This window comes from Streptomyces sp. NPDC006476, assembly GCF_040612015.1.
In the GTDB taxonomy this organism is placed as follows: Bacteria; Actinomycetota; Actinomycetes; order Streptomycetales; family Streptomycetaceae; genus Streptomyces; species Streptomyces griseorubiginosus_B.
Genome location: NZ_JBEXPK010000001.1, coordinates 1 through 18,330 on the forward strand (window position 1 = coordinate 1; position 18,330 = coordinate 18,330).

Here is an 18,330-nt window from a genome sequence, read left to right on the forward strand (position 1 = left end):
AGGCCCGTTGCACCAGCTCGCTCACCGGCTCCTGGCCGGAGGGGTGCGCGCCGTGGTCCGGCCCGGGCGCGGATCGCTGGGTGCTCGACACGGCCGTCACCTCCCGTCGCTCTCGTCCTGGGGCCGGGAGTCCGGCCCTTTTCACTGGCGCGCGAGTACCCGGAAGACCGCAGTTCACAGACGAGTGGTGGGACCGGATGCGGAGTCTTTCCGACTGACGCCATGGGCCAGCCGCAGCCGGCCGACCGGTGCGGGGCGTCGGAAAACGCTTTCCACCCGAGGAGGGCCCTCATTAGCGGGAGCGGTCGCGCCGGACGGGCGTGGGTACGGCCCTGCAGCGCGCGGTCATCGAGGCGGCGGGTGCGAAAGGATGCCACCAGATCAGATCGCACAGCGCCGGCGAGAACACGGGAAATCACCACCTCAAGCTGCGGCTCGGCTTCGCTGTTCACCCCGTCGTGCGCGACGACGACCACAAGGGCTGCTACTTCCTGCTTCCGGTGGCCCCACCCGCAGGCCCGACAACGGCACCACGGCCCCCGCCATGACCGCTCTCACCAGGCGCTTTCCAAGCACTCTTCCGTGACGCGGAAGCCGTGTTGCGCCCCCGGGCGGCCCGTCCCGACGATGTGGCCATCACCCAGAGACGGGAGCCGCATCCATGCCGCACACGACCGCCTTCGCCAGGAACCAGTGGTACGTCGCCGCCTACAGTCATGAGGTCGGGCGGGAGGAGCTGCTCGGGCGGACCATTCTCGGGGAGCCGCTCGTCTTCTACCGGACCGAGGAGGACGGGGCGCCCGTCGCGCTCGCGGACCGCTGTGTGCACCGGCGGTTCCCGTTGCACGAGAAGCCGAGCCGGCTGGACGGCGACCGGATCGTGTGCGGGTACCACGGGTTCACGTACGACACCACCGGCACCTGCGTCTACGTGCCGGGGCAGAAGCGGATACCGCGCACCGCCCGCGTCGCCTCCTACCCCGTCGTCGAGCAGGACTCGCTGGTGTGGGTGTGGATCGGCGACCCGCAGCTCGCCGACCCGCAGACCATCCCGCGCGCCAAGCACCTCGACTCCCCCGGCTGGGTCACCGTCCGCGGCATGGAGCCGATCGACGCCGACTACGGCCTGCTGGTCGACAACCTCCTCGACCTCTCCCACGAGACGTATCTGCACGGCGGTTACATCGGCACCCCCGAGGTCGCCGAGACCCCGATCACCACCGAGGTCGACGAGGGCGCCGGCATCGTGCGGGTGAGCCGGCACATGGACGACGCCGCGTGCCCGCCGTTCTACGCGAAGTCGACGGGTATCGAGGGGCGGATCACGCGGTGGCAGGACATCGAGTACCACGCTCCCTGCCTGTACCTGCTGCACAGCCGGATCGCCCCGGTGGGCGTGGTGCCCGAGGCCGACGGCAGTGACCCGAACGGCTTCCACACCGAGATCACGTACGCCATCACCCCGTCCTCCGACGGGCACGTGTACGACTTCTGGATGGTCTCGCGGGACTGGGCGACCGAGGACGCCGAGGTCACCGAGTTCCTGCGGGGCAACAACCACACCGTGGTGATGCAGGACGTCGACGCGCTCAACCTGCTGCAGAGGACGCTCGGCACCGAGCGCACCGGCTACCAGGAGCTGAGCATCAACATCGACACCGGCGGTCTCGCCGCCCGCCGCATCCTCGCCCGCCTGGTCGAGGAGGGCGACAAGCCCGTGGAGAAGGTCCTGTGAGCACCGGCGCCACCGGGGAGATCTACCGCATCGACTGGATGCCGGGCACCGACGTGCTGCACGGCACCTGTCACTGCGGCGCCGAGCACACCGCCCAGGACCCGGTCGAGATGTGGGAGTGGATGCTCGCCCATCCCGAAGGTCACCGGCCCCAGGAGAGCAGCGACTCATGACCGTGTACGAAGCCGAACTCGTCGTCGACCGCAGGGAGTTCGCGGCCGACGGCGTGCTCGCCCTCACCCTGCGCCACCCGCTCGGCGAGGATCTGCCGGCCTGGGAGGCGGGCGCCCATGTCGACGTGGTGCTCGGCCCCGGGCTGGAGCGGCAGTACTCGCTGTGCGGGGATCCCGCGGACCGTTCGGCGTGGCGGATCGCCGTGCTGCGGGAGCCGGACGGACGTGGCGGATCCGCCCATGTGCACGAGCAGGTGGGGCAGGGCGACAAGGTCCGGGTGCGCGGCCCGCGCAACCACTTCCGGCTGGAGCCGGCGCCCCGCTACCGCTTCGTCGCGGGCGGGATCGGCATCACCCCGATCCTGCCGATGCTGGCCGCGGCGGAGGCGGCGGGCGCCGAGTGGAGCCTGCTGTACGGCGGACGGACCCGTGACTCCATCGCGTTCACCGAGGAGTTGGCGCGGTACGGCGACCGGGTGACCGTCGCCCCGCAGGACGAGACGGGGCTGCTGGATCTCGCCTCCGTGCTGGCCGACCTCCCCGAGGGCACGCTCGTGTACTGCTGTGGTCCCGGGCCGCTGCTGGACGCGGTCGAGGAGCGCTGCCCGGCCGACCGGCTGCGGGTGGAGCGGTTCTCGCCGAAGGACCAACCGGCCGGTGAGAACAGCGAGTTCGAGGTGGAGCTGGCGCAGAGCGGGCGTACGGTGACCGTCGCCCCGGACGTCTCCGTGCTGGACGCCGTCCGGGCCGCCGGGGTCGAGGTGCTGTTCTCCTGCACCGAGGGCACATGCGGCACCTGCGAGACCGACGTGCTGGAGGGCACCCCGGACCACCGGGACTCCGTGCTCACGGAGGAGGAGCGGGAGAGCGGGGAGACCATGATGATCTGCGTCTCGCGCTGCCGGGGAAGGCGGCTGGTGCTCGACCTCTGACCGCCACCGCCGAAAGGAAGCGCCGCCCCCGCGCTTCGCCGAGCCGCGGACCCCTGTGGACGAGCAGATCCAGGCGGCGAAGCGCGGGGGTGCGAAGGACGTGCTCACGACGTCAGATACGCCTCCACCTCACTGAACTGCCCGGCGGGCCAGCCGGTGTTGGCGCTCACCGACAACCTGAGCCAGCGCAGGTTCGTACCGCTCGGCAGGGCGACGGTCGCCGTGTTGCCGGTCGCCGGGTCGAAGCGGTAGCCGGTGGCGCCGAGGACGGTCGAGTAGGCCGAACCGTCGGTGCTGCCGAGCACGGTGATGGTCTGGGTGCGCGCGCCCCAGGCGGAGGACGGCGGCAGCTTCAGCACCAGTCGGCGGACCGCGTAGGAGGAGCCCAGGTCGACGGTCCAGGACTGCGGGAAGGCGTTGTTGGTCGACTCCCAGTAGCTGTTCGCGTCGCCGTCGACGGCCTTGCCGGGTGTGTAGACGTCCTGTGAGCCGGTCGCGCCGGCCGGACGACCCTTGGCCAGGTTGCGGTTCGGGTCGGGGTCGGGGTTGCCCTGGCCGGGCTGCGGCCAGGTCGAGCAGTCCGCCCAGGTGCTGCTCCAGCCGGAGTTGCCGCCGCCGTCGGTGAGGACGAAGGTGCCGGAGTTCGCCGGGTAGGGGCAGTTGTAGATTCCCGCGGCGCCGACGCCCGTCGCCGTGACGTTGCGGAAGGTGGCCGAGCCCTGGGCCTCCGCCTGGACGACGACCGTACCGGTGCCCCGCACGGTCGCGCCGTCCACGGTGACGTTCCTGACCGGGTAGCCCTGTCCGCCGCCCGACACGAACTCGAAGGCGCTGTACGGGCTGTCGGTGACGGTGGTGTTGGAGATGTTCACCGTGGCATTGACGGCGCTGTCGTAGGAGTCGACGCGCAACGCGCCCATGGGGTGGCTCCAGTTGGGGTTCATGGCGCCGGTGCGGACGAGGGTGTTGCCGTCGACCGTGATCGTGCCGGCGAGCGGGGAGAAGGGGTCCAGGAACTTCTGGTTGGAGATCGCGATGCCGCTGCCGAGGGCGTTGGTGTCGTAGACCAGGTTGTTCCTGACCGCGATGTCGGTGCCGCCGTAGATCGCGATGCCGTTGGCGAGGTTCGGCTGCGAGACGGTGTTGTTCTCGAAGCTGGAGTCGGTGTCGGGCGAGTACAGCGACCACATGGCGAGCGCGTCGTCGCCCTGGTTGCGCAGGAAGTTGTTCCGGACGCGGACGCCCTTCGCGGTGCCGTTGAGGTTGATGCCGTCGGCGGTGGTGTCGAGGATGCGGCTGTTCTCGATGACGAGGTTGTCGTTGTTCCCCGTCAGCCACAGGCCGACCTTCATGTGCTGGATCCACATCCCGGAGACCGAACTGTTCGGCCCCAGCGAGCCGTTGACGAAGTTGTCCGGGTTGGAGTCGACCCGCTCGGTCACCTCGCCGATGACGGTGAAGTCCTTGATGCGGACGTTGCCGGAGGAGCTGGACTGGTCGATGAAGCGCGAGGTGTGGACCACGGAGTACCAGCTGCCGGCGCCCTGCAGGGTGACGTTCTGGACGCCGCTGAGCGAGGACGTCAGCCTGTAGTCGCCGGGCGGGATCCAGACCACTCCCCCCTGGGCGGCGGTGATCGCGTCCCGGAATGCCTGGGTGGAGTCGCCGTTGCCGCTGGGGTCGGCGCCCTTGGAGGTGACCGAGACGGAGCCCGCGGGCTGGGTGGCCGCGGCGCCGACCTGCTCGAAGTCGGCCACATCGACGGTGACTTGTGTGCCAGTCGACTGGAAGGCGACCTTGTCGCCCGGCTGGAGGTTCTGGCCGAGCAGCATGCGGGCGTTGTCGAAGAAGTGGTGCGTCTTGGCGCCCGGGATCCAACCCGTGTCGATGTACGAGTACTTGGAGGTCACCGGGAGCGTCTTGGCGAGCTTGGTGCCGTTGACGTACACGTCGAGCGAACCGGACTGGCCGTCGGGGACGCTGTAGGCGAGGTTCACGGCGTTGGCCGCGCGCGGCACGGTGAACTCGACGCGCTGGCCGGAGGTGAGACGCACGGCCTGGCGCCCCGAGGCCTCGGAAGCGAGGGTGCCCTGGGTGTAGTCGGGGCCGATCCTCGAACCCGTGGTCGTCGCGGACTCGGCCTCGACGGAGGTGAAGGGCAGGGTGGCGCCGGCGGCCGCGTGGGCGGCCGGAGCGAGGGTGACGAGCGTGCCGGCCGCGAGGGCGACGACCGCCCCGATCGCTGGCATGCGCCTGACAGATCTGGACCTGGACATGTGCCGATCCCTTCGGGGTGGGGGTGCGGGGACAGCGGGGTGCGGTCTCAGCCGCGCAGCCAGACCGCCGTGTCCGTGGGCAGCCGGCCGTCCGCGTCCAACGGGCCGCTGCTCAACAGGAGTTCGGTGTGGGGCGGGAGGACGGCGCTGTCGTCGGCGAGGTTCACGACGCACAGGGCGCCCTCCGCGCGGGCGAAGGCGAGAACGCCCTCGGGCGCGGGCAGCCAGGTGAGCGGGCCGTCGCCGAACGCCGGCCGGAGCCCGATCGCGGCCCGGTACAGGCTCAGCATCGAGGTGGGGTCGGCGGCCTGGCGGTCGGCCGCGTACTCGGGCCAGTCGGCGGGCTGCGGCAGCCAGGGCTCCCCGCCGAATCCGGCGTACGGCGCCTCGGCCGCCCACGGCAGCGGCACCCGGCACCCGTCGCGCCCCGGGTCCGTGCCGCCGGAGCGGAAGTACATCGGGTCCTCGATGCGGTCGCGGGGGATGTCGGCCTCGGGCAGGCCCAGTTCCTCGCCCTGGTAGAGGTAGACGGAGCCGGGGAGGGCGAGCGAGAGCAGGGCCGCCGCGCGGGCGCGCCGGGTGCCGAGGGCGAGGTCGGTGGGGGTGCCGAAGGCCTTCGTGGCGAAGTCGAAGCCGGTGTGCGTGCGGCCGTAGCGGGTGACCGTGCGGGTGACGTCGTGGTTGCAGAGCACCCAGGTGGCGGGGGCGCCGACGGGGGCGTGCTCGGCGAGGGTCGTGTCGATGGCCGTGCGCAGCCGGCCGGCGTCCCAAGGGCAGGACAGGAAGGAGAAGTTGAAGGCCGTGTGCAGTTCGTCGGGGCGGAGGTAGCGGGCGAAGCGTTCGGCGTCGGGGAGCCACACCTCGCCGACGAACATGCCGTCGTACTCGTCGGCGACCGCCCGCCAGGAGCGGTAGATGTCGTGGAGGTCGTCGCGGTCGACGAAGGGGTGGGGGTCGGGGGCGTCGGCGAGGTCGGGGAGGTCGGGGTCCTTGGCGAGCAGGGCGGCGGAGTCGATGCGGACGCCCGCGACACCCCGCTCGAACCAGAAGCGCAGGATGTCCTCGTGCTCCTGTCGGACGGCCGGATGGGCCCAGTTGAGGTCCGGCTGCTCGGGTGTGAACAGGTGGAGGTACCAGTCGCCGTCGGGCAGCCGCTTCCACACCGGCTCGGTGGAGCCGACGAACTGCGACGGCCAGTCGTTGGGCGGCAGTTCGCCGTGCTCGCCGCGTCCGCGCCGGAAGTGGAACAGCTCGCGTTCGGGGCTGCCGGGTCCGGCGGCGAGCGCGGCCCGGAACCACGGGTGCTGGTCGGAGACATGGTTGGGCACGATGTCGACGATGGTGCGGATGCCGAGTTCCCGGGCCTCGGCGATCAGCTTCTCGGCCTCGGCGAGGGTGCCGAAGGCCGGGTCGACGGCGCGGTAGTCGGCGACGTCGTAGCCGCCGTCCTTCATCGGCGACTGATACCAGGGGTTGAACCACAGGGCGTCCACGCCGAGTTCGGCGAGGTACGGCAGTCTGGCGCGGACGCCCGCGAGGTCGCCGGTGCCGTCGCCGTCGCCGTCGGCGAAGCTGCGGACGTAGACCTGGTAGATGACGGCGGAGCGCCACCACTCCTTGCGGGCATGGCGGGACGGTCCCACGGTGCGTGCCTTTCTGTCGGAGGGAGGGCGTCAGCCCTTGGTGCCGCCCGCGCTGATCCCGGCGATGATGTGCCGCTGGAAGACCAGGAAGAGCGCGACCATCGGGATGCTGGCGATGACCATCGCGGCGATGAGCACGGTGAGCTGGATGTTCTGCGACAGCTGGACGAGGGCCACGCTGATGGGCTGCTTGTCGGTGTCGGAGAAGACCATCAGCGGCCAGAGGAAGTCCTGCCAGACGGCGACGAGCGCGAAGATCGAGACCACCCCCAGCACCGGCCGGGACATGGGCAGCACGATCGACCAGAGCGTGCGCAATTTTCCGGCGCCGTCCATCTCGGCGGCCTCCAGCACATCGCGCGGTAGCTGGTCGAAGAACCGTTTGAGCAGATAGAGGTTGAAGGCGTTGGCGACGGCCGGCAGCCAGATGGCGAGGGGTTTGTTGAGCAGTCCCAGGTCCGCCGCGGTGAGGTACTTCGGTACGACCAGGGCCTGCGCCGGGACCATGAGGGTGGCGAGGATGCCGCCGAGGATCAGCCTGCCGAAGGCGGGCCGGAGCCGGGAGAGGGCGTAGGCGGCCGCGGTGCAGAACACCAGCTGGCAGGCCCAGGCGCCGGCCGCCTGGACGACCGTGTTCCACAGGTGCCGCGGGAGCTGCATCAGGTCCCAGGCGTCGGTGTAGCCGCCGAGGTGCCAGTGGTCGGGGACGAGGGTCGGTGGGGTCCGCGCGATCTCGTCCGGCGACTTCATCGCGCCGGTCACCATCCAGTACACGGGGAAGAGGAAGGCGAGGGCGAAGAGCAGGACGACGGCGGTGAAGACCGTCCAGTAGAGGGCCTTGCCGCGGGGGCGGGCCAGGGTCGCCGGGGAGATCAGGGTCCGGGTGCTCACGCGTCCTCCTCCCCGGAGCGGGTCAGGCGCAGGTAGACGGCGGAGAAGGCGCCGAGCAGCGCCAGGAGCATGACGCTGAGGGCGCAGGCACCGCCGAAGTCGTTGTAGAGGAAGGCGTACTTGTAGATCAGGTAGAGCACGGTGACGGTGGCGTTCTCGGGGCCGCCACCGGTGATCACGAACGGTTCGGTGAAGACCTGCATGGTGGCGATGATCTGAAGGAGCATCAGCATCAGGATCACGAAACGCGTCTGAGGGATCGTCACGTGCCGTACGCGCTGCAGCAGGTTGGCTCCGTCCAGCTCGGCCGCCTCGTACAGCTCGCCGGGGATGGACTGCAGGGCGGCGAGGTAGATCAGGACCGTGCCGCCCATGTTGGCCCAGGTGGCGACGAGGACCAGGGAGACCAGCGCGGTGTCGGCGCCGTTGGACCAGTTCGAGGTGGGCAGGTGCAGGAAGCGCAGCGCCTCGTTGGCGAGGCCGGCTCCGGGGTCGTAGAACCACTTCCACAGCAGGGCGCTGACCACCGGCGGGATCATCACCGGCAGATAGACCACGATCCTGAAGAACGCCCTCGCGTGCCGGAGTTCGTTGAGGACGAGGGCCATCACGAAGGGGATCGCGAAGCCGATCAGCAGGGCGAGGAGCGTGAAGGTCAGGGTGTTGCGCCAGGCCGCGGAGAATTCGGGGTCGTGCCAGACGCGGGTGAAGTTGGCGGTGCCGACCCATTCCGGCGACGAGCCCGGCGTGTACTTCTGGAAGGCGATCACGACGGCACGGATCGCCGGGTACCAGGAGAAAAGGGCGAAGCAGATCAGGCCGCCGAGGAGGAAGGCGTAGGCGCGCGCCTGGTCGGCGAGGCGGCGCCGTCCCCGGTCCCCTGCCGGGGACGGCGCCGGGACCGTGGGGGCGACGGCCGTCCTGGTCCGCTGCCGCTCGGCCGTCTTCGTCATGGCCGTCAGCCCCGGGCCAGGATGCCGTCGATCTTGCCGGAGGCGTCCTTGAGGAGCTGGTCGATGTCGGCATCCTTCTTGGTGAGGACGGCGGAGACGGCGGAGTCGAGGACGGAGTAGATCTGCTGGGCGTCCGGCGGCTCGATCTTCAGCTGAAGGCTGTGGTTGCCGTCGAGGAAGGCCTGGTAATTCGCCACCGGGACATTGGCGTTGGCCTTCTTGACCTGCTGGTCCTTGGCGTCGGCGGCGCCGGTGAACAGGCGCGGCTCGGGCAGTCCGACGGGGGCGTTCGCCTTCTTGGCGCGGGCGTAGTCGCCGAGGAAGCCGGTGCCCGGGGTGAGGAACATGTGGTCGAGCCACTTCAGGCCTGCGCGGATCTGGGCGGGCGTGTCGTGCTTGTTGAACATGTAGCCGTCGCCGCCGATGAGCGTGCCCTTGCCGCCGGGCATCGGACCGAGCGCGAGGTCCTTGTAGTTGCCGCCCTTCTCCTTCACGAGGATCGGGATGTTGTCCGGGGCGGAGAGGTACATGCCGAGCTTGCCCGAACCCATCATCTGCTGCACGTCGTTGATGACCAGGAGCTGCTTGCTGCCCATCGAGTCGTCGGTCCAGCGCATGTCGTGCAGGTTCTGCAGGACGGCGTGTCCCTCGGGGGTGTCGATGGTGGCCTTCTTGCCGTCGGCGCTGACGACGTCGCCGCCCTGGGAGTAGAGCTCGGCGGTGAAGTGCCAGCCGCCCTGGTTCTGGGCGCTGTAGTCGGCGTATCCGACGGTGCCGTCGCCGAGGGCCGCGATCTTCTTGCCGTCGGCGCGGACCTCGTCCCAGGTGGCGGGCGGCCGGTCGGGGTCCAGGCCGGCCTTCTGGAAGAGCTTGCGGTTGTAGATCAGGCCCATCGAGTAGCCGGTGCGGGGGACGCCGTAGATCTTCCCGTCGACGGTGTAGATGTCGCGCAGCTGCTTCTGGATGGAGTCGTAGCTCTTCAACTCCTTGATGTACGGCGTGAGATCGGCCGCCTGACGGATGTCGACGACGTGCCTGGCGTCGGTGAAGTACGTGTAGAAGACGTCCTCCATCTGCCCGCCGGCGAGCTTGGCGTCGAAGGTCTTGGGGTCCTGGCAGGGGAACGCGTCGTGCGCGACGACGTCGATGTCCGGGTGCCGCTTCTCGAAGGACGCGACGTCCTGCTCGAAGAAGCCGCGGTCGACCTTGGCGCTCTTGGGCGGCTCGCAGTTGACGGTGATGCGGGTCTTCCCGCTCGCCGTGCCGTCGTCACCGGACCCGCAGGCGGTGGCGGCGAGGGCGAGTGAGGAACAGACGCTGAGCGCGACGAACGTACGGCGGAACCCGGTGCTTCTCATCGGTGGACCCCTCGTGGCAGGAGCGGTGGGCGCCGCACACTCAAGCACCGCCGACATCCCTCCGCAAGATGTCGCGCAGAATCTGTAATTATTCGACAGCTGATGGGATCTCAGGGACGAGGAGCTTGCGCGGTCGAGCCGCGCACCACCAACTCCGGCTCGAACAACAGCTCTTCGGCGGGTACGGAACCGCCGCCGACCTGCGCGTTCAGCAGCTCCACGGCAGCGCGCCCCATGGCCTCGATCGGCTGGCGGACGGTGGTCAGGGGCGGCTCGGTGCAGTTCATCAGCGCGGAGTCGTCGTAACCGACGACGGAGATGCGGCCCGGCACGTCCAGCCCCTTGCGGCGGGCGGCCCGGATGACACCGAGGGCGAGCGGGTCGCTGGCGCAGATGAAGCCGGTGACACCGCGGTCGATCAGCCGGGATGCGGCCGCGTGACCGCCCTCGATGGAGAACATGGCCCGTGCGACATGCTCCTCGGGGAGGTCGCCGAGGGCCTGGGCGGCGGCCAGTTTGCGGGCCGACGGCACATGGTCGGCGGGCCCCAGCACCAGCCCGATCCGCGCGTGCCCGAGCGAGGCGAGATGCCGCCAGGCCTGTTCCACGGCCACGGCGTCGTCGCAGGAGACGCCCGGGAAGCCGAGGTCGTCGATGGACGCGTTGACCAGCACCACCGGGATGTTGCGCTCGGCGAGCCGGCGGTAGTGGTCGTGCGGGGCGTCGGCTTGGGCGTACAGGCCGCCGGCGAAGACGACGCCGGAGACCTGCTGTTGCAGCAGCAGGTCCACGTAGTCGGCCTCGGACACACCGCCCTTGGTCTGGGTGCACAGCACCGGCGTGAGGCCCAGCTGGGCGAGCGCCCCGCCGATCACCTCGGCGAAGGCCGGGAAGATGGGGTTCTGCAGCTCGGGCAGGACGAGACCGACGAGCCGGGCACGCTCACCCCGCAGCTGGGTGGGCCGCTCGTAGCCGAGGACGTCCAGGGCGCTGAGCACCGCCTGCCGGGTGGCCTCGGAGACACCCGGTTTGCCGTTGAGTACCCGGCTGACCGTGGCCTCGCTGACCCCGACCTTCTTCGCCACCTCAGCAAGTCGTCGCGTCATGAACGCAAGAATAGCGCAAGGAACGCAAATGGCTTGCGTAGCCGGGCCGCCTGCCGGCGACAGCGGCTCAGTGGGCGGCCCACAGGCCCCGGACGTGTCCGAGGTGACGGGTCATCACCTCACGGGTGCGCTCGGGGTCCCGGGCGAGCAGGGCGTCGAGGAGTTCGAGGTGCTCCTGCGCGGAGGCCTCCAGCCGTCCCGCCTCGACGAGAGCCGTCAGCCCGTACAGGCGCGAACGCTGCCGCAAGTCCCGTACGACTTCCACAAGATGGTCGTTCCCCGCCAGCGCCAGCAGTCCCAGATGGAACCGCAGGTCGGCCTCGACGTAGGCGATGAGGTCGCCCTTGGTGGCGGAGGTGACGATCTCCATCGCCTCGGGGCGGAGTGCCTCGACGTCGGCCGGCTCGGCGGTGGTCGCCAGGCCGACCGTCACCGGGATCTCGATCAGGGACCGGACGTGGGTGTACTCGTCGAGCTGCTTGTCGGAGACCTCGGTGACCCGGAAGCCCTTGTTGGGGACGATCTCGACCATGCCCTCCTTCACCAGCTCCAGCATCGCCTCGCGCACCGGGGTCGCCGAGACACCGAGACGCGGGGCGAGAGCCGGCGCCGAGTACACCTGGCCGGGGCGGAGTTCACCCGAGATCAGGGCGGCACGCAGCACGTCCACGACCTTCTCCCGGAAGTTGGGCTTCCTGCCGCCGAGCGACGGCAGGGCGGGGCGGCTGCGCTGCGGGGCCATGGTGATCGTCCTCCTCGGGTCACCGGACATTATGGGGCTCGCCTACAGCACGAATCCCGCGGGGAAGGGGTCTTCCGGGTCCAGCAGGTACTGGGCGGTTCCGGTGATCCAGGCGCGGCCGGTGAAGCTGGGCAGGACGGCCGGACGGCCGGCCACCTCGGTGGTGCCCAGCAGCCGGCCGGTGAAGCGGGTGCCGATGAACGACTCGTTGACGAACTCGGTGTGCAGGGGCAGTTCGCCGCGCGCGTGCAGCTGCGCCATGCGTGCGCTGGTGCCGGTGCCGCAGGGTGAGCGGTCGAACCAGCCGGGGTGGATGACCATCGCGTGCCGCGAGTGACGGGCGTCGGAGCCCGGGGCGTAGAGGTGGACGTGGTGGCAGCCCCGGATGGAGGGGTCCTCGGGGTGGACGGGTTCGTCGGCGGCGTTGATGGCGTCCATGAGTTCCAGACCGGCGGCGAGGATGGCGTCCTTGTGGGCGCGGTCGAAGGGGAGGCCGAGCTGGTCGATGGGGAGGATGGCGTAGAAGTTCCCGCCGTATGCCATGTCATATTCCACTGACCCGTCAGGCAACTCCACCTTCCGGTCCAGCCCCACCGCGAACGACGGCACGTTCCGCAGCGTCACCGCCTTCGCCGCTCCTCCCTCCACCGCCACCTCGGCGATCACCAGCCCCGCCGGGGTGTCGAGGCGGATCGTGGTCACCGGCTCGACGACCTCGACCATGCCCGTCTCCACCAGGACCGTCGCGACTCCGATCGTGCCGTGTCCGCACATCGGCAGATAGCCGGAGACCTCGATGTAGACCACGCCCCAGTCGCAGTCCGGCCGGGTCGGCGGCTGGAGGATCGCGCCGCTCATCGCGGAGTGGCCGCGCGGCTCGTTCATCAGCAACTGCTTGATCTCGTCGCGGTGTTCGCGGAAGTACAGCCGCCGCTCGTTCATGGTGGCGCCGGGGATGGTGCCGATCCCGCCCGTGATCACGCGGGTGGGCATGCCCTCGGTGTGCGAGTCGACGGCATGCAGGACGAGTTTGCTGCGCATGACGTCTCCCTACGCCAGGCCTGCGGCGACAGCCTGCTCGGTGGCGGCCCGGACCTCGGTCTCCTGCTCGGGCAGCAGCGGCATGCGTGGCGGCCGCACCGGGCCGCCGTACCGGCCGACGATGTCCATCGACATCTTGATGGCCTGCACGAACTCGACCCGGGAGTCCCAGCGCAGCAGCGGGTGCAGCTGCTCGTAGAGCTTCTTGGCGGTGGCCAGGTCGCCGTCGACGGCCGCCCGGTACAGCTGGGTGCTCGCGGCGGGCAGCGCGTTGGGGTAGCCCGCCACCCAGCCCTTGGCGCCGGCGATCGCGAGCTCCAGCAGGACGTCGTCGGCGCCGATCAACAGGTCGAGTTCCGGGGCGAGTTCGGCCAGCCGCCAGGCCCGGCGGACATCGCCGGAGAACTCCTTGACGGCCTGGACGTACCCCTCGCCGTGCAGTTTCGCGAGCAGCTCCGGGACGAGGTCGACCTTGGTGTCGATCGGGTTGTTGTACGCCACGATCGGCACGCCCGCCTTCGCGACCTCGGCGTAATGGGCGAGCACCGAACGTTCGTCGGCGCGGTAGGCGTTGGGCGGCAGCAGCATCACGGAGGCACAGCCGGCGTCACGGGCCTGCTCGGCCCAGCGCCGTGACTCCGCCGAGCCGTAGGCGGCCACACCGGGCATCACACGTGCGCCGCCGATCGCGGCCACGGCGGTCTCCACGACCTTGGCGCGCTCCTCGGGCGTGAGCACCTGGTACTCGCCGAGCGAGCCGTTGGGGACGACACCGTCGCAGCCGTTCTCGACGAGCCACGCGCAGTGTTCGGCGTACTTGTCGTAGTCGACCGTCAGGTCGTCGGTGAGCGGGAGCGCCGTGGCGACGAGGACGCCGCGCCAGGGGCGGTGGTCGGTCATGAGGGCCCTTCCTCGGTGGGGTGGTCGGGTTCGCGGGCCAGGACGCCGAGCGGCACGGGCCTGGCGAACGGCCTTCTGGACGGGGTGAGTTCGCAGCCCGCGAGTCCGGCGACCGCAGGTCCGCACACCCGGCCCTGGCACCAGCCCATGCCGGCCCGGGTCAGCAGTTTCACGGTGCGCGGATCGCCCGCGCCCAGATCGCCGACGGCCTCGCGGACGGCGCCGGCGGTCACCTCCTCGCAGCGGCAGACCACGGTGTCGTCGGTGACCTGGTCCATCCAGTGCTCGGGCGGCCGGTACACGTCGTCCAGCACTGCCGCGAACTGCCGTAGTTTCCTGCGGGACTTGAGGGCTGCGACGTCCGGGGCGGGCTCGGTGCCGGTCAGGCGTGCGGCGGCCGAGGCTCCCGCGACGTGTCCCTCGACGAGCGCGAGCGCGGAGCCGCCGACGCCGGTGGCCTCCCCCGCCGCCCAGACGCCGGGGACGTCGGTGCGTTGCTCGTCGTCGACGTGGACGCTGTTGCCGTCGAGACGGCACCCGAGGCTCTCCGCGAGGTCGGTGTGCGGGAGCAGGCCGTGGCTGACGGCGAGGGTGTCGCAGGCGATGCGGCGTGCGGTGCCGGGTCGGACACGCCCCGTCGCGTCGAGGGCGGCGACGGTGACGCCCTCCACCCGGTCGGTGCCGTGCGCCTCGACCACGGCATGCCGGAAGAGCGGGCGTACCCGGCGCCGGAGCAACCGGCTCGCGTACAGCGCGCCTTCGGCGACCTTGCCGGGCTGGGTCGCCAGCGCACGGGGCCGTCGTACGAACGTCCGAGGGTCGGCGGACTCCACGAGTGCCGCCACCTCCGTCCCCGCGTCGGCGAGTCCGGTGGCGACCGGCAAAAGGAGGGGTCCGGTCCCGGCGACCACGGCGACCCGGCCCGGGACGGCCAGTGTGCCCTTCAGCATGGCCTGCGCGCCGCCCGCGGTGACGACGCCGGGAAGGGTCCAGCCGGGGAAGGGCAGCACCTGCTCGTACCCGCCGGTGGCGAGGAGCACGGCGTCCGCGCGGACGGTGACGGGGTCCTCCTGCTCGGGGCCGAGCAGCGCGTGCACGGCGAAACCTTCGGTCAGCCGCTCGACGAACCAGACGTGATGGTCCGTCAAGTGCCGTACGTGGCCCGCTCCGATCCGGCCGCGCAGTCCGTCCCTCAGTCCCTCCCAGGTGCGCCACTGGTGGTGCAGGGCCTGGGGGTGGCGGGCGCGCAGTTCGCGGGCCGGCTGGCGGTAGAACTGGCCGCCCGCCTCCGCGGCCGAGTCGATCAGCGTGACCCGGACTCCGTGCGCGGCGGCCAGGGTCGCGGCGAGGCCCGCGGGGCCCGCGCCGATCACCGCGAGGTGCGGTCGGTCAGTCATCGTGGCCGGTCCCCTCCTGGGTACGGATCACGTCGCCCGGAGCCACCGGCACCAGACAAGCCCGTTGGTTGGGGCGGTCGTTGACGGTCACCAGGCAGTCGAAGCAGACGCCGATCCCGCAGAAGACGCCGCGTGGGCGGCCGTCGCCGCGGGTGGCGCGCCAGGCGGTGATGCCCGCCGTCCACAGCGCGGCGGCGACGGTCTGGCCGGGCAGGGCCTCGATCTCCCGGCCGTCGAGGGTGACCGTGAAGGGCGGCCCCGGGCGGGCGTCGGCCAGGTCGAGCGGCGAGCTCACGGGGCCTCCTCGGCGAAGCGGTCGGGCCGGAACGGCGCGAGGTCCAGGTCGGGGGTCTTCGCGGTCAGGACCTGCGCGATCAGATGTCCGGTGGCTGTGGACAGGCCGATGCCGGCGCCCTCGTGACCGCAGGCCTGGAAGAGGCCGGGGACGCGCGGGTCGGGGCCGATGGCGGGCAGATGGTCGGGCATGTAGGGGCGGAACCCGGTGTAGGCGCGCAGGGCCCGGACCTCGGCGAGGAAGGGGAACAGCCGGGTCGCGCCGGCGGCGAGGGAGCGCAGGGCGGGGAGGGAGAACGACCGGTCGAAGCCGACGCGTTCGCGGCTCGCGCCGATCAGGATGGGTCCCGCCGCCGTTCCCTCCACGACCGGCGAGGTCTGCAGCGCGGCCGAGTCGCTGGCCACGTCGGCCACGTAGTCGGCGGCGTACACCTTGTGCCGGACCCGGCGCGGAAGGGGCTCGGTGACGAGGACGAAGCCGCGGCGCGGGAGGACGGGCAGGGTGGTGCCGGCCAGGGCGGCGATATCGGCTCCCCAGGTGCCGGCCGCGTTGACGAGGGAGGGGGCGTGGATGTCGCCCCGGTCGGTGCGGACGCCGAGGACCGTGCCGTCGGGGCGGCGCAGTACGTCCGTCACGGTCCGGCCGGTGTACAGGCGGGCGCCCGAGGCCCGCAGCAGATGGGCGGCGGCCAGGGCGGGCATGACCTGGCAGTCCTGGGGGTAGTGCACGGCACCGGGCAGGCCCGGGGCGAGGTGGGGTTCGAGGTCGTAGAGGTCGCCGCCCGCGACCGGCTGCGCGACGACCCCGGCCGCGCGCTGTCCGGCGGCGAAGCGCTCCAGGGCGGTGAGGCCGCCGGGGGACGTGGCCACCACTACGCCACCCTTGGCCTCGTACTCGATCAACCGGCCCAGTTCCTCGGCGAGTTGACCCCAGAGGCGGAGCGAGAGGAGGGCCAGGTCCAGCTCCGGTCCGGGCTCCTTGTCGGAGACGAGGAGGTTGCCCTCCCCCGCGCCGGTGGTGCCGCCGGCCACCGGACCGCGGTCCACCACGACGACGTCCAGGCCCGCTCGGGCCGCGTACAGGGCACATGCGGCGCCCGTCATGCCGGCGCCGACGACCACGACATCGCAGGTCAGTGGCTGGCTCACGCCAGTACTATGTCACATACCACTGGGCGGGGGGAATGGTGCGCGTCCCTCAGACCCGACTCCCCCCAGCCGTGTCCCCCGCCAGCCGCTGAGCCGCATAGATGGGTACGACCGACACCAGCACCAGCACCGCCGCCACCACGTTCACCACCGGCGCCTGCTGCGGCCGGGTCATGTTCTCGAAGATCCAGATCGGCAGCGTCTCGATCCCCGGTCCCGCGGTGAAGGTGGTGACCACGATCTCGTCGAAGGAGAGCGCGAAGGCCAGCAGCCCACCGGCCAGCAACGCCGACCGCACCAGGGGAAAGGTCACGTCGACGAAGGCACGGAAGGTGTCCGCCCCCAGATCCATCGCCGCCTCCTCGTACGACCCGGAGGTGCGACGCAGCCGCGCGACCACGTTGTTGAAGACCACGACGATGCAGAAGGTGGCGTGCCCGACGATCACCGTGAACAGTCCGAGGCCGACCCCGAGGGGCGCGAGCACCGTGCTGAACGCCGAGTTGAGGGCGATGCCCGTGACAATGCCGGGCAGGGCGATCGGCAGGACGACCACGAAGGAGATGGTGTCGCGGCCGAAGAACCGGTGCCGGGCGACGGCGAAGGCGATCAGCGTCCCGAGGACCAGGGCGATCGCACTCGCCCCAAGTCCGGCCTTCACCGAGACCCAAAGAGCCGCGCGCGCACCGGAGTTGTGCCAGGCGACGGACCACCAGTGCGTGGTGAGACTCGGCGGCGGCCAGCCGGCGCTGCGGTCGGGGTTCAGGGAGTTGACGACCACGAGCAGCAACGGCACGTAGATCACGGCGAATCCGAGCCCGGCGGCGACGCGCAGCGCGATGCGCGCGGGACGGGAGAGTTGCACGGCGGGCTCCTCTACAGGCTGCTCAAGGCGCCCGTGCGGCGCATCGCCAGCAGGTACAGCACGATGACGACCACCGGGACCGTGCCGAGCGCGGCGGCCATGGGCAGGTTGAGTTCGATGTTGGAGTAGACGAGATTGCCGATCAGCTGGGTCTTGCCGCCGACGATCTGCACGGTGATGTAGTCGCCGAGACTCAGCGAGAAAGTGAAGATCGAGCCGGCGGCGACGGAGGGCAGCACCATCGGCAGCACCACCGACCGGAACGTCCGCCAGCTGCGGGCGCCCAGGTCGGCCGAGGCGTCGAGGAGGCCCGCGGGCAACTGCTCCAGCGCCGTATGGATCGGCAGGATCATGTACGGCAGCCACAGGTACGTCAGGGTCAGTACGGCGGCGGGCAGGCCGAAGCCCGGGCCGCTGAGCCCGAACGGCCTGAGCATCCAGTCGGCGAGCCCGCCCTCGGACAGGATCAGCCGCCACGCGTACACCTTCACGAGGTAACTCGCCCATAGCGGCGTGAGGATGGCGACGACCAGCAGCGGACGCCACCTCGGCCGGGCCACCCGGGCGGTGTAGAAGGCGAGCGGGAAGGCGATCACCGCGCACAGGGCGGTCACGGCCAGGGCCACGCCGACGCTCCGCAGGATCACCTCCCGGTAGACGGGCGTGGTGAACAGCTCGTGGAAGTTGTCGGTCGACCAGACCTTCACCACCTCGGAGGTGAAGGAGTTCGTCGTCCAGAACGCGGAGACGAACAGTACCGACAGGGAGCCGAGGTAGAGCACGGCCAGCCACAGCAGCGGGGCGGTCAGCAGGAGGGACAGCCTGAGGCGGGGGCGGCGGTGCAGCGCCCCCGCGGTCCGCGTCAGCAGGGCCAT

General features: G+C 70.9%; 17 protein-coding genes and 1 pseudogene. 4 read left to right on the forward strand and 14 right to left on the reverse strand.

The genetic code is table 11. From position 1 onward, the window contains the following. Nucleotides 1-311: 311 nt before the first annotated feature. The 4 genes and pseudogenes from ABZZ74_RS00005 to ABZZ74_RS00020 all read left to right on the forward strand — a co-directional run. A pseudogene (locus tag ABZZ74_RS00005) lies at nt 312-548 on the forward strand (hypothetical protein); the annotation flags it as partial. Between the two features lie 113 nt (nt 549-661). Then, nucleotides 662-1,735, forward strand: coding sequence for an aromatic ring-hydroxylating dioxygenase subunit alpha (locus ABZZ74_RS00010; RefSeq protein ID WP_356760496.1), 1,074 nt, complete (start codon nt 662-664; stop codon nt 1,733-1,735). Further along, a complete protein-coding gene (locus ABZZ74_RS00015; protein WP_356760498.1) occupies nt 1,732-1,908 on the forward strand; it encodes a hypothetical protein in 177 nt (58 codons plus the stop codon). Before ABZZ74_RS00010 ends, ABZZ74_RS00015 begins: the two co-directional genes overlap by 4 nt. After that, nucleotides 1,905-2,840 carry a PDR/VanB family oxidoreductase gene (locus ABZZ74_RS00020; protein WP_356760499.1) on the forward strand — a complete coding sequence of 312 codons (936 nt, stop codon included), beginning with the start codon at nt 1,905-1,907 and terminating at the stop codon, nt 2,838-2,840. Before ABZZ74_RS00015 ends, ABZZ74_RS00020 begins: the two co-directional genes overlap by 4 nt. A gap of 104 nt (nt 2,841-2,944) precedes the next feature. Here ABZZ74_RS00020 and ABZZ74_RS00025 read toward each other — a convergent pair whose 3' ends face one another. From ABZZ74_RS00025 to ABZZ74_RS00090, 14 genes are all read right to left on the reverse strand, one after another. After that, nucleotides 2,945-5,089 (reverse strand): discoidin domain-containing protein, encoded by a 2,145-nt coding sequence (locus tag ABZZ74_RS00025; protein WP_356760501.1) that lies wholly within the window; start codon nt 5,087-5,089, stop codon nt 2,945-2,947. A gap of 74 nt (nt 5,090-5,163) precedes the next feature. Continuing rightward, nucleotides 5,164-6,759: an alpha-amylase family glycosyl hydrolase gene (locus ABZZ74_RS00030; RefSeq protein WP_356760502.1), complete on the reverse strand. Its 1,596-nt coding sequence runs from the start codon at nt 6,757-6,759 to the stop codon at nt 5,164-5,166. 30 nt (nt 6,760-6,789) lie between these two features. Beyond that, nucleotides 6,790-7,650, reverse strand: a complete 861-nt coding sequence (locus tag ABZZ74_RS00035) for a carbohydrate ABC transporter permease (protein WP_356760504.1) — start codon at nt 7,648-7,650, stop codon at nt 6,790-6,792. After that, nucleotides 7,647-8,603, reverse strand: coding sequence for a sugar ABC transporter permease (locus tag ABZZ74_RS00040; protein ID WP_356760505.1), 957 nt, complete (start codon nt 8,601-8,603; stop codon nt 7,647-7,649). Before ABZZ74_RS00040 ends, ABZZ74_RS00035 begins: the two co-directional genes overlap by 4 nt. 5 nt (nt 8,604-8,608) lie before the next feature. Then, nucleotides 8,609-9,961, reverse strand: a complete 1,353-nt coding sequence (locus ABZZ74_RS00045; protein ID WP_356760507.1) for an extracellular solute-binding protein — start codon at nt 9,959-9,961, stop codon at nt 8,609-8,611. Between the two features lie 110 nt (nt 9,962-10,071). Beyond that, nucleotides 10,072-11,067, reverse strand: coding sequence for a LacI family DNA-binding transcriptional regulator (locus tag ABZZ74_RS00050; RefSeq protein ID WP_356760508.1), 996 nt, complete (start codon nt 11,065-11,067; stop codon nt 10,072-10,074). 67 nt (nt 11,068-11,134) lie between these two features. Next, complete coding sequence (locus tag ABZZ74_RS00055) at nt 11,135-11,809, reverse strand: GntR family transcriptional regulator (RefSeq protein WP_356760510.1); 675 nt, start codon at nt 11,807-11,809, stop codon at nt 11,135-11,137. A gap of 42 nt (nt 11,810-11,851) precedes the next feature. Continuing rightward, nucleotides 11,852-12,850 carry a proline racemase family protein gene (locus ABZZ74_RS00060; RefSeq protein ID WP_356760512.1) on the reverse strand — a complete coding sequence of 333 codons (999 nt, stop codon included), beginning with the start codon at nt 12,848-12,850 and terminating at the stop codon, nt 11,852-11,854. Between the two features lie 9 nt (nt 12,851-12,859). Further along, on the reverse strand, nt 12,860-13,750 hold the full coding sequence (locus ABZZ74_RS00065) for a dihydrodipicolinate synthase family protein (protein ID WP_356760514.1): 891 nt from the start codon (nt 13,748-13,750) through the stop codon (nt 12,860-12,862). Then, nucleotides 13,747-15,147 carry an NAD(P)/FAD-dependent oxidoreductase gene (locus ABZZ74_RS00070; protein WP_356760515.1) on the reverse strand — a complete coding sequence of 467 codons (1,401 nt, stop codon included), beginning with the start codon at nt 15,145-15,147 and terminating at the stop codon, nt 13,747-13,749. Before ABZZ74_RS00070 ends, ABZZ74_RS00065 begins: the two co-directional genes overlap by 4 nt. Beyond that, complete coding sequence (locus ABZZ74_RS00075; protein WP_356760517.1) at nt 15,140-15,442, reverse strand: (2Fe-2S)-binding protein; 303 nt, start codon at nt 15,440-15,442, stop codon at nt 15,140-15,142. The genes ABZZ74_RS00070 and ABZZ74_RS00075 overlap by 8 nt, the downstream gene beginning before the upstream one ends. Next, on the reverse strand, nt 15,439-16,590 hold the full coding sequence (locus ABZZ74_RS00080; RefSeq protein WP_356760519.1) for an FAD-binding oxidoreductase: 1,152 nt from the start codon (nt 16,588-16,590) through the stop codon (nt 15,439-15,441). Before ABZZ74_RS00080 ends, ABZZ74_RS00075 begins: the two co-directional genes overlap by 4 nt. 49 nt (nt 16,591-16,639) lie before the next feature. Beyond that, nucleotides 16,640-17,455 (reverse strand): ABC transporter permease, encoded by an 816-nt coding sequence (locus ABZZ74_RS00085; RefSeq protein ID WP_356760521.1) that lies wholly within the window; start codon nt 17,453-17,455, stop codon nt 16,640-16,642. 11 nt (nt 17,456-17,466) lie between these two features. After that, on the reverse strand, nt 17,467-18,330 hold the full coding sequence (locus tag ABZZ74_RS00090) for an ABC transporter permease (RefSeq protein ID WP_133042007.1): 864 nt from the start codon (nt 18,328-18,330) through the stop codon (nt 17,467-17,469).

Excerpts from the sequence above, each read along its gene's own strand:
- ABZZ74_RS00090 (WP_133042007.1), bottom strand. The coding sequence starts at position 18,330 with ATGGCCCTGCTGACGCGGACCGCGGGGGCGCTGCACCGCCGCCCCCGC.
- ABZZ74_RS00060 (WP_356760512.1), bottom strand. The coding sequence starts at position 12,850 with ATGCGCAGCAAACTCGTCCTGCATGCCGTCGACTCGCACACCGAGGGC.
- ABZZ74_RS00065 (WP_356760514.1), bottom strand. The coding sequence starts at position 13,750 with ATGACCGACCACCGCCCCTGGCGCGGCGTCCTCGTCGCCACGGCGCTC.
- ABZZ74_RS00050 (WP_356760508.1), bottom strand. The coding sequence starts at position 11,067 with ATGACGCGACGACTTGCTGAGGTGGCGAAGAAGGTCGGGGTCAGCGAG.
- ABZZ74_RS00025 (WP_356760501.1), bottom strand. The coding sequence starts at position 5,089 with ATGCCAGCGATCGGGGCGGTCGTCGCCCTCGCGGCCGGCACGCTCGTC.
- ABZZ74_RS00070 (WP_356760515.1), bottom strand. The coding sequence starts at position 15,147 with ATGACTGACCGACCGCACCTCGCGGTGATCGGCGCGGGCCCCGCGGGC.
- ABZZ74_RS00040 (WP_356760505.1), bottom strand. The coding sequence starts at position 8,603 with ATGACGAAGACGGCCGAGCGGCAGCGGACCAGGACGGCCGTCGCCCCC.
- ABZZ74_RS00010 (WP_356760496.1), top strand. The coding sequence starts at position 662 with ATGCCGCACACGACCGCCTTCGCCAGGAACCAGTGGTACGTCGCCGCC.
- ABZZ74_RS00055 (WP_356760510.1), bottom strand. The coding sequence starts at position 11,809 with ATGGCCCCGCAGCGCAGCCGCCCCGCCCTGCCGTCGCTCGGCGGCAGG.
- ABZZ74_RS00045 (WP_356760507.1), bottom strand. The coding sequence starts at position 9,961 with ATGAGAAGCACCGGGTTCCGCCGTACGTTCGTCGCGCTCAGCGTCTGT.
- ABZZ74_RS00020 (WP_356760499.1), top strand. The coding sequence starts at position 1,905 with ATGACCGTGTACGAAGCCGAACTCGTCGTCGACCGCAGGGAGTTCGCG.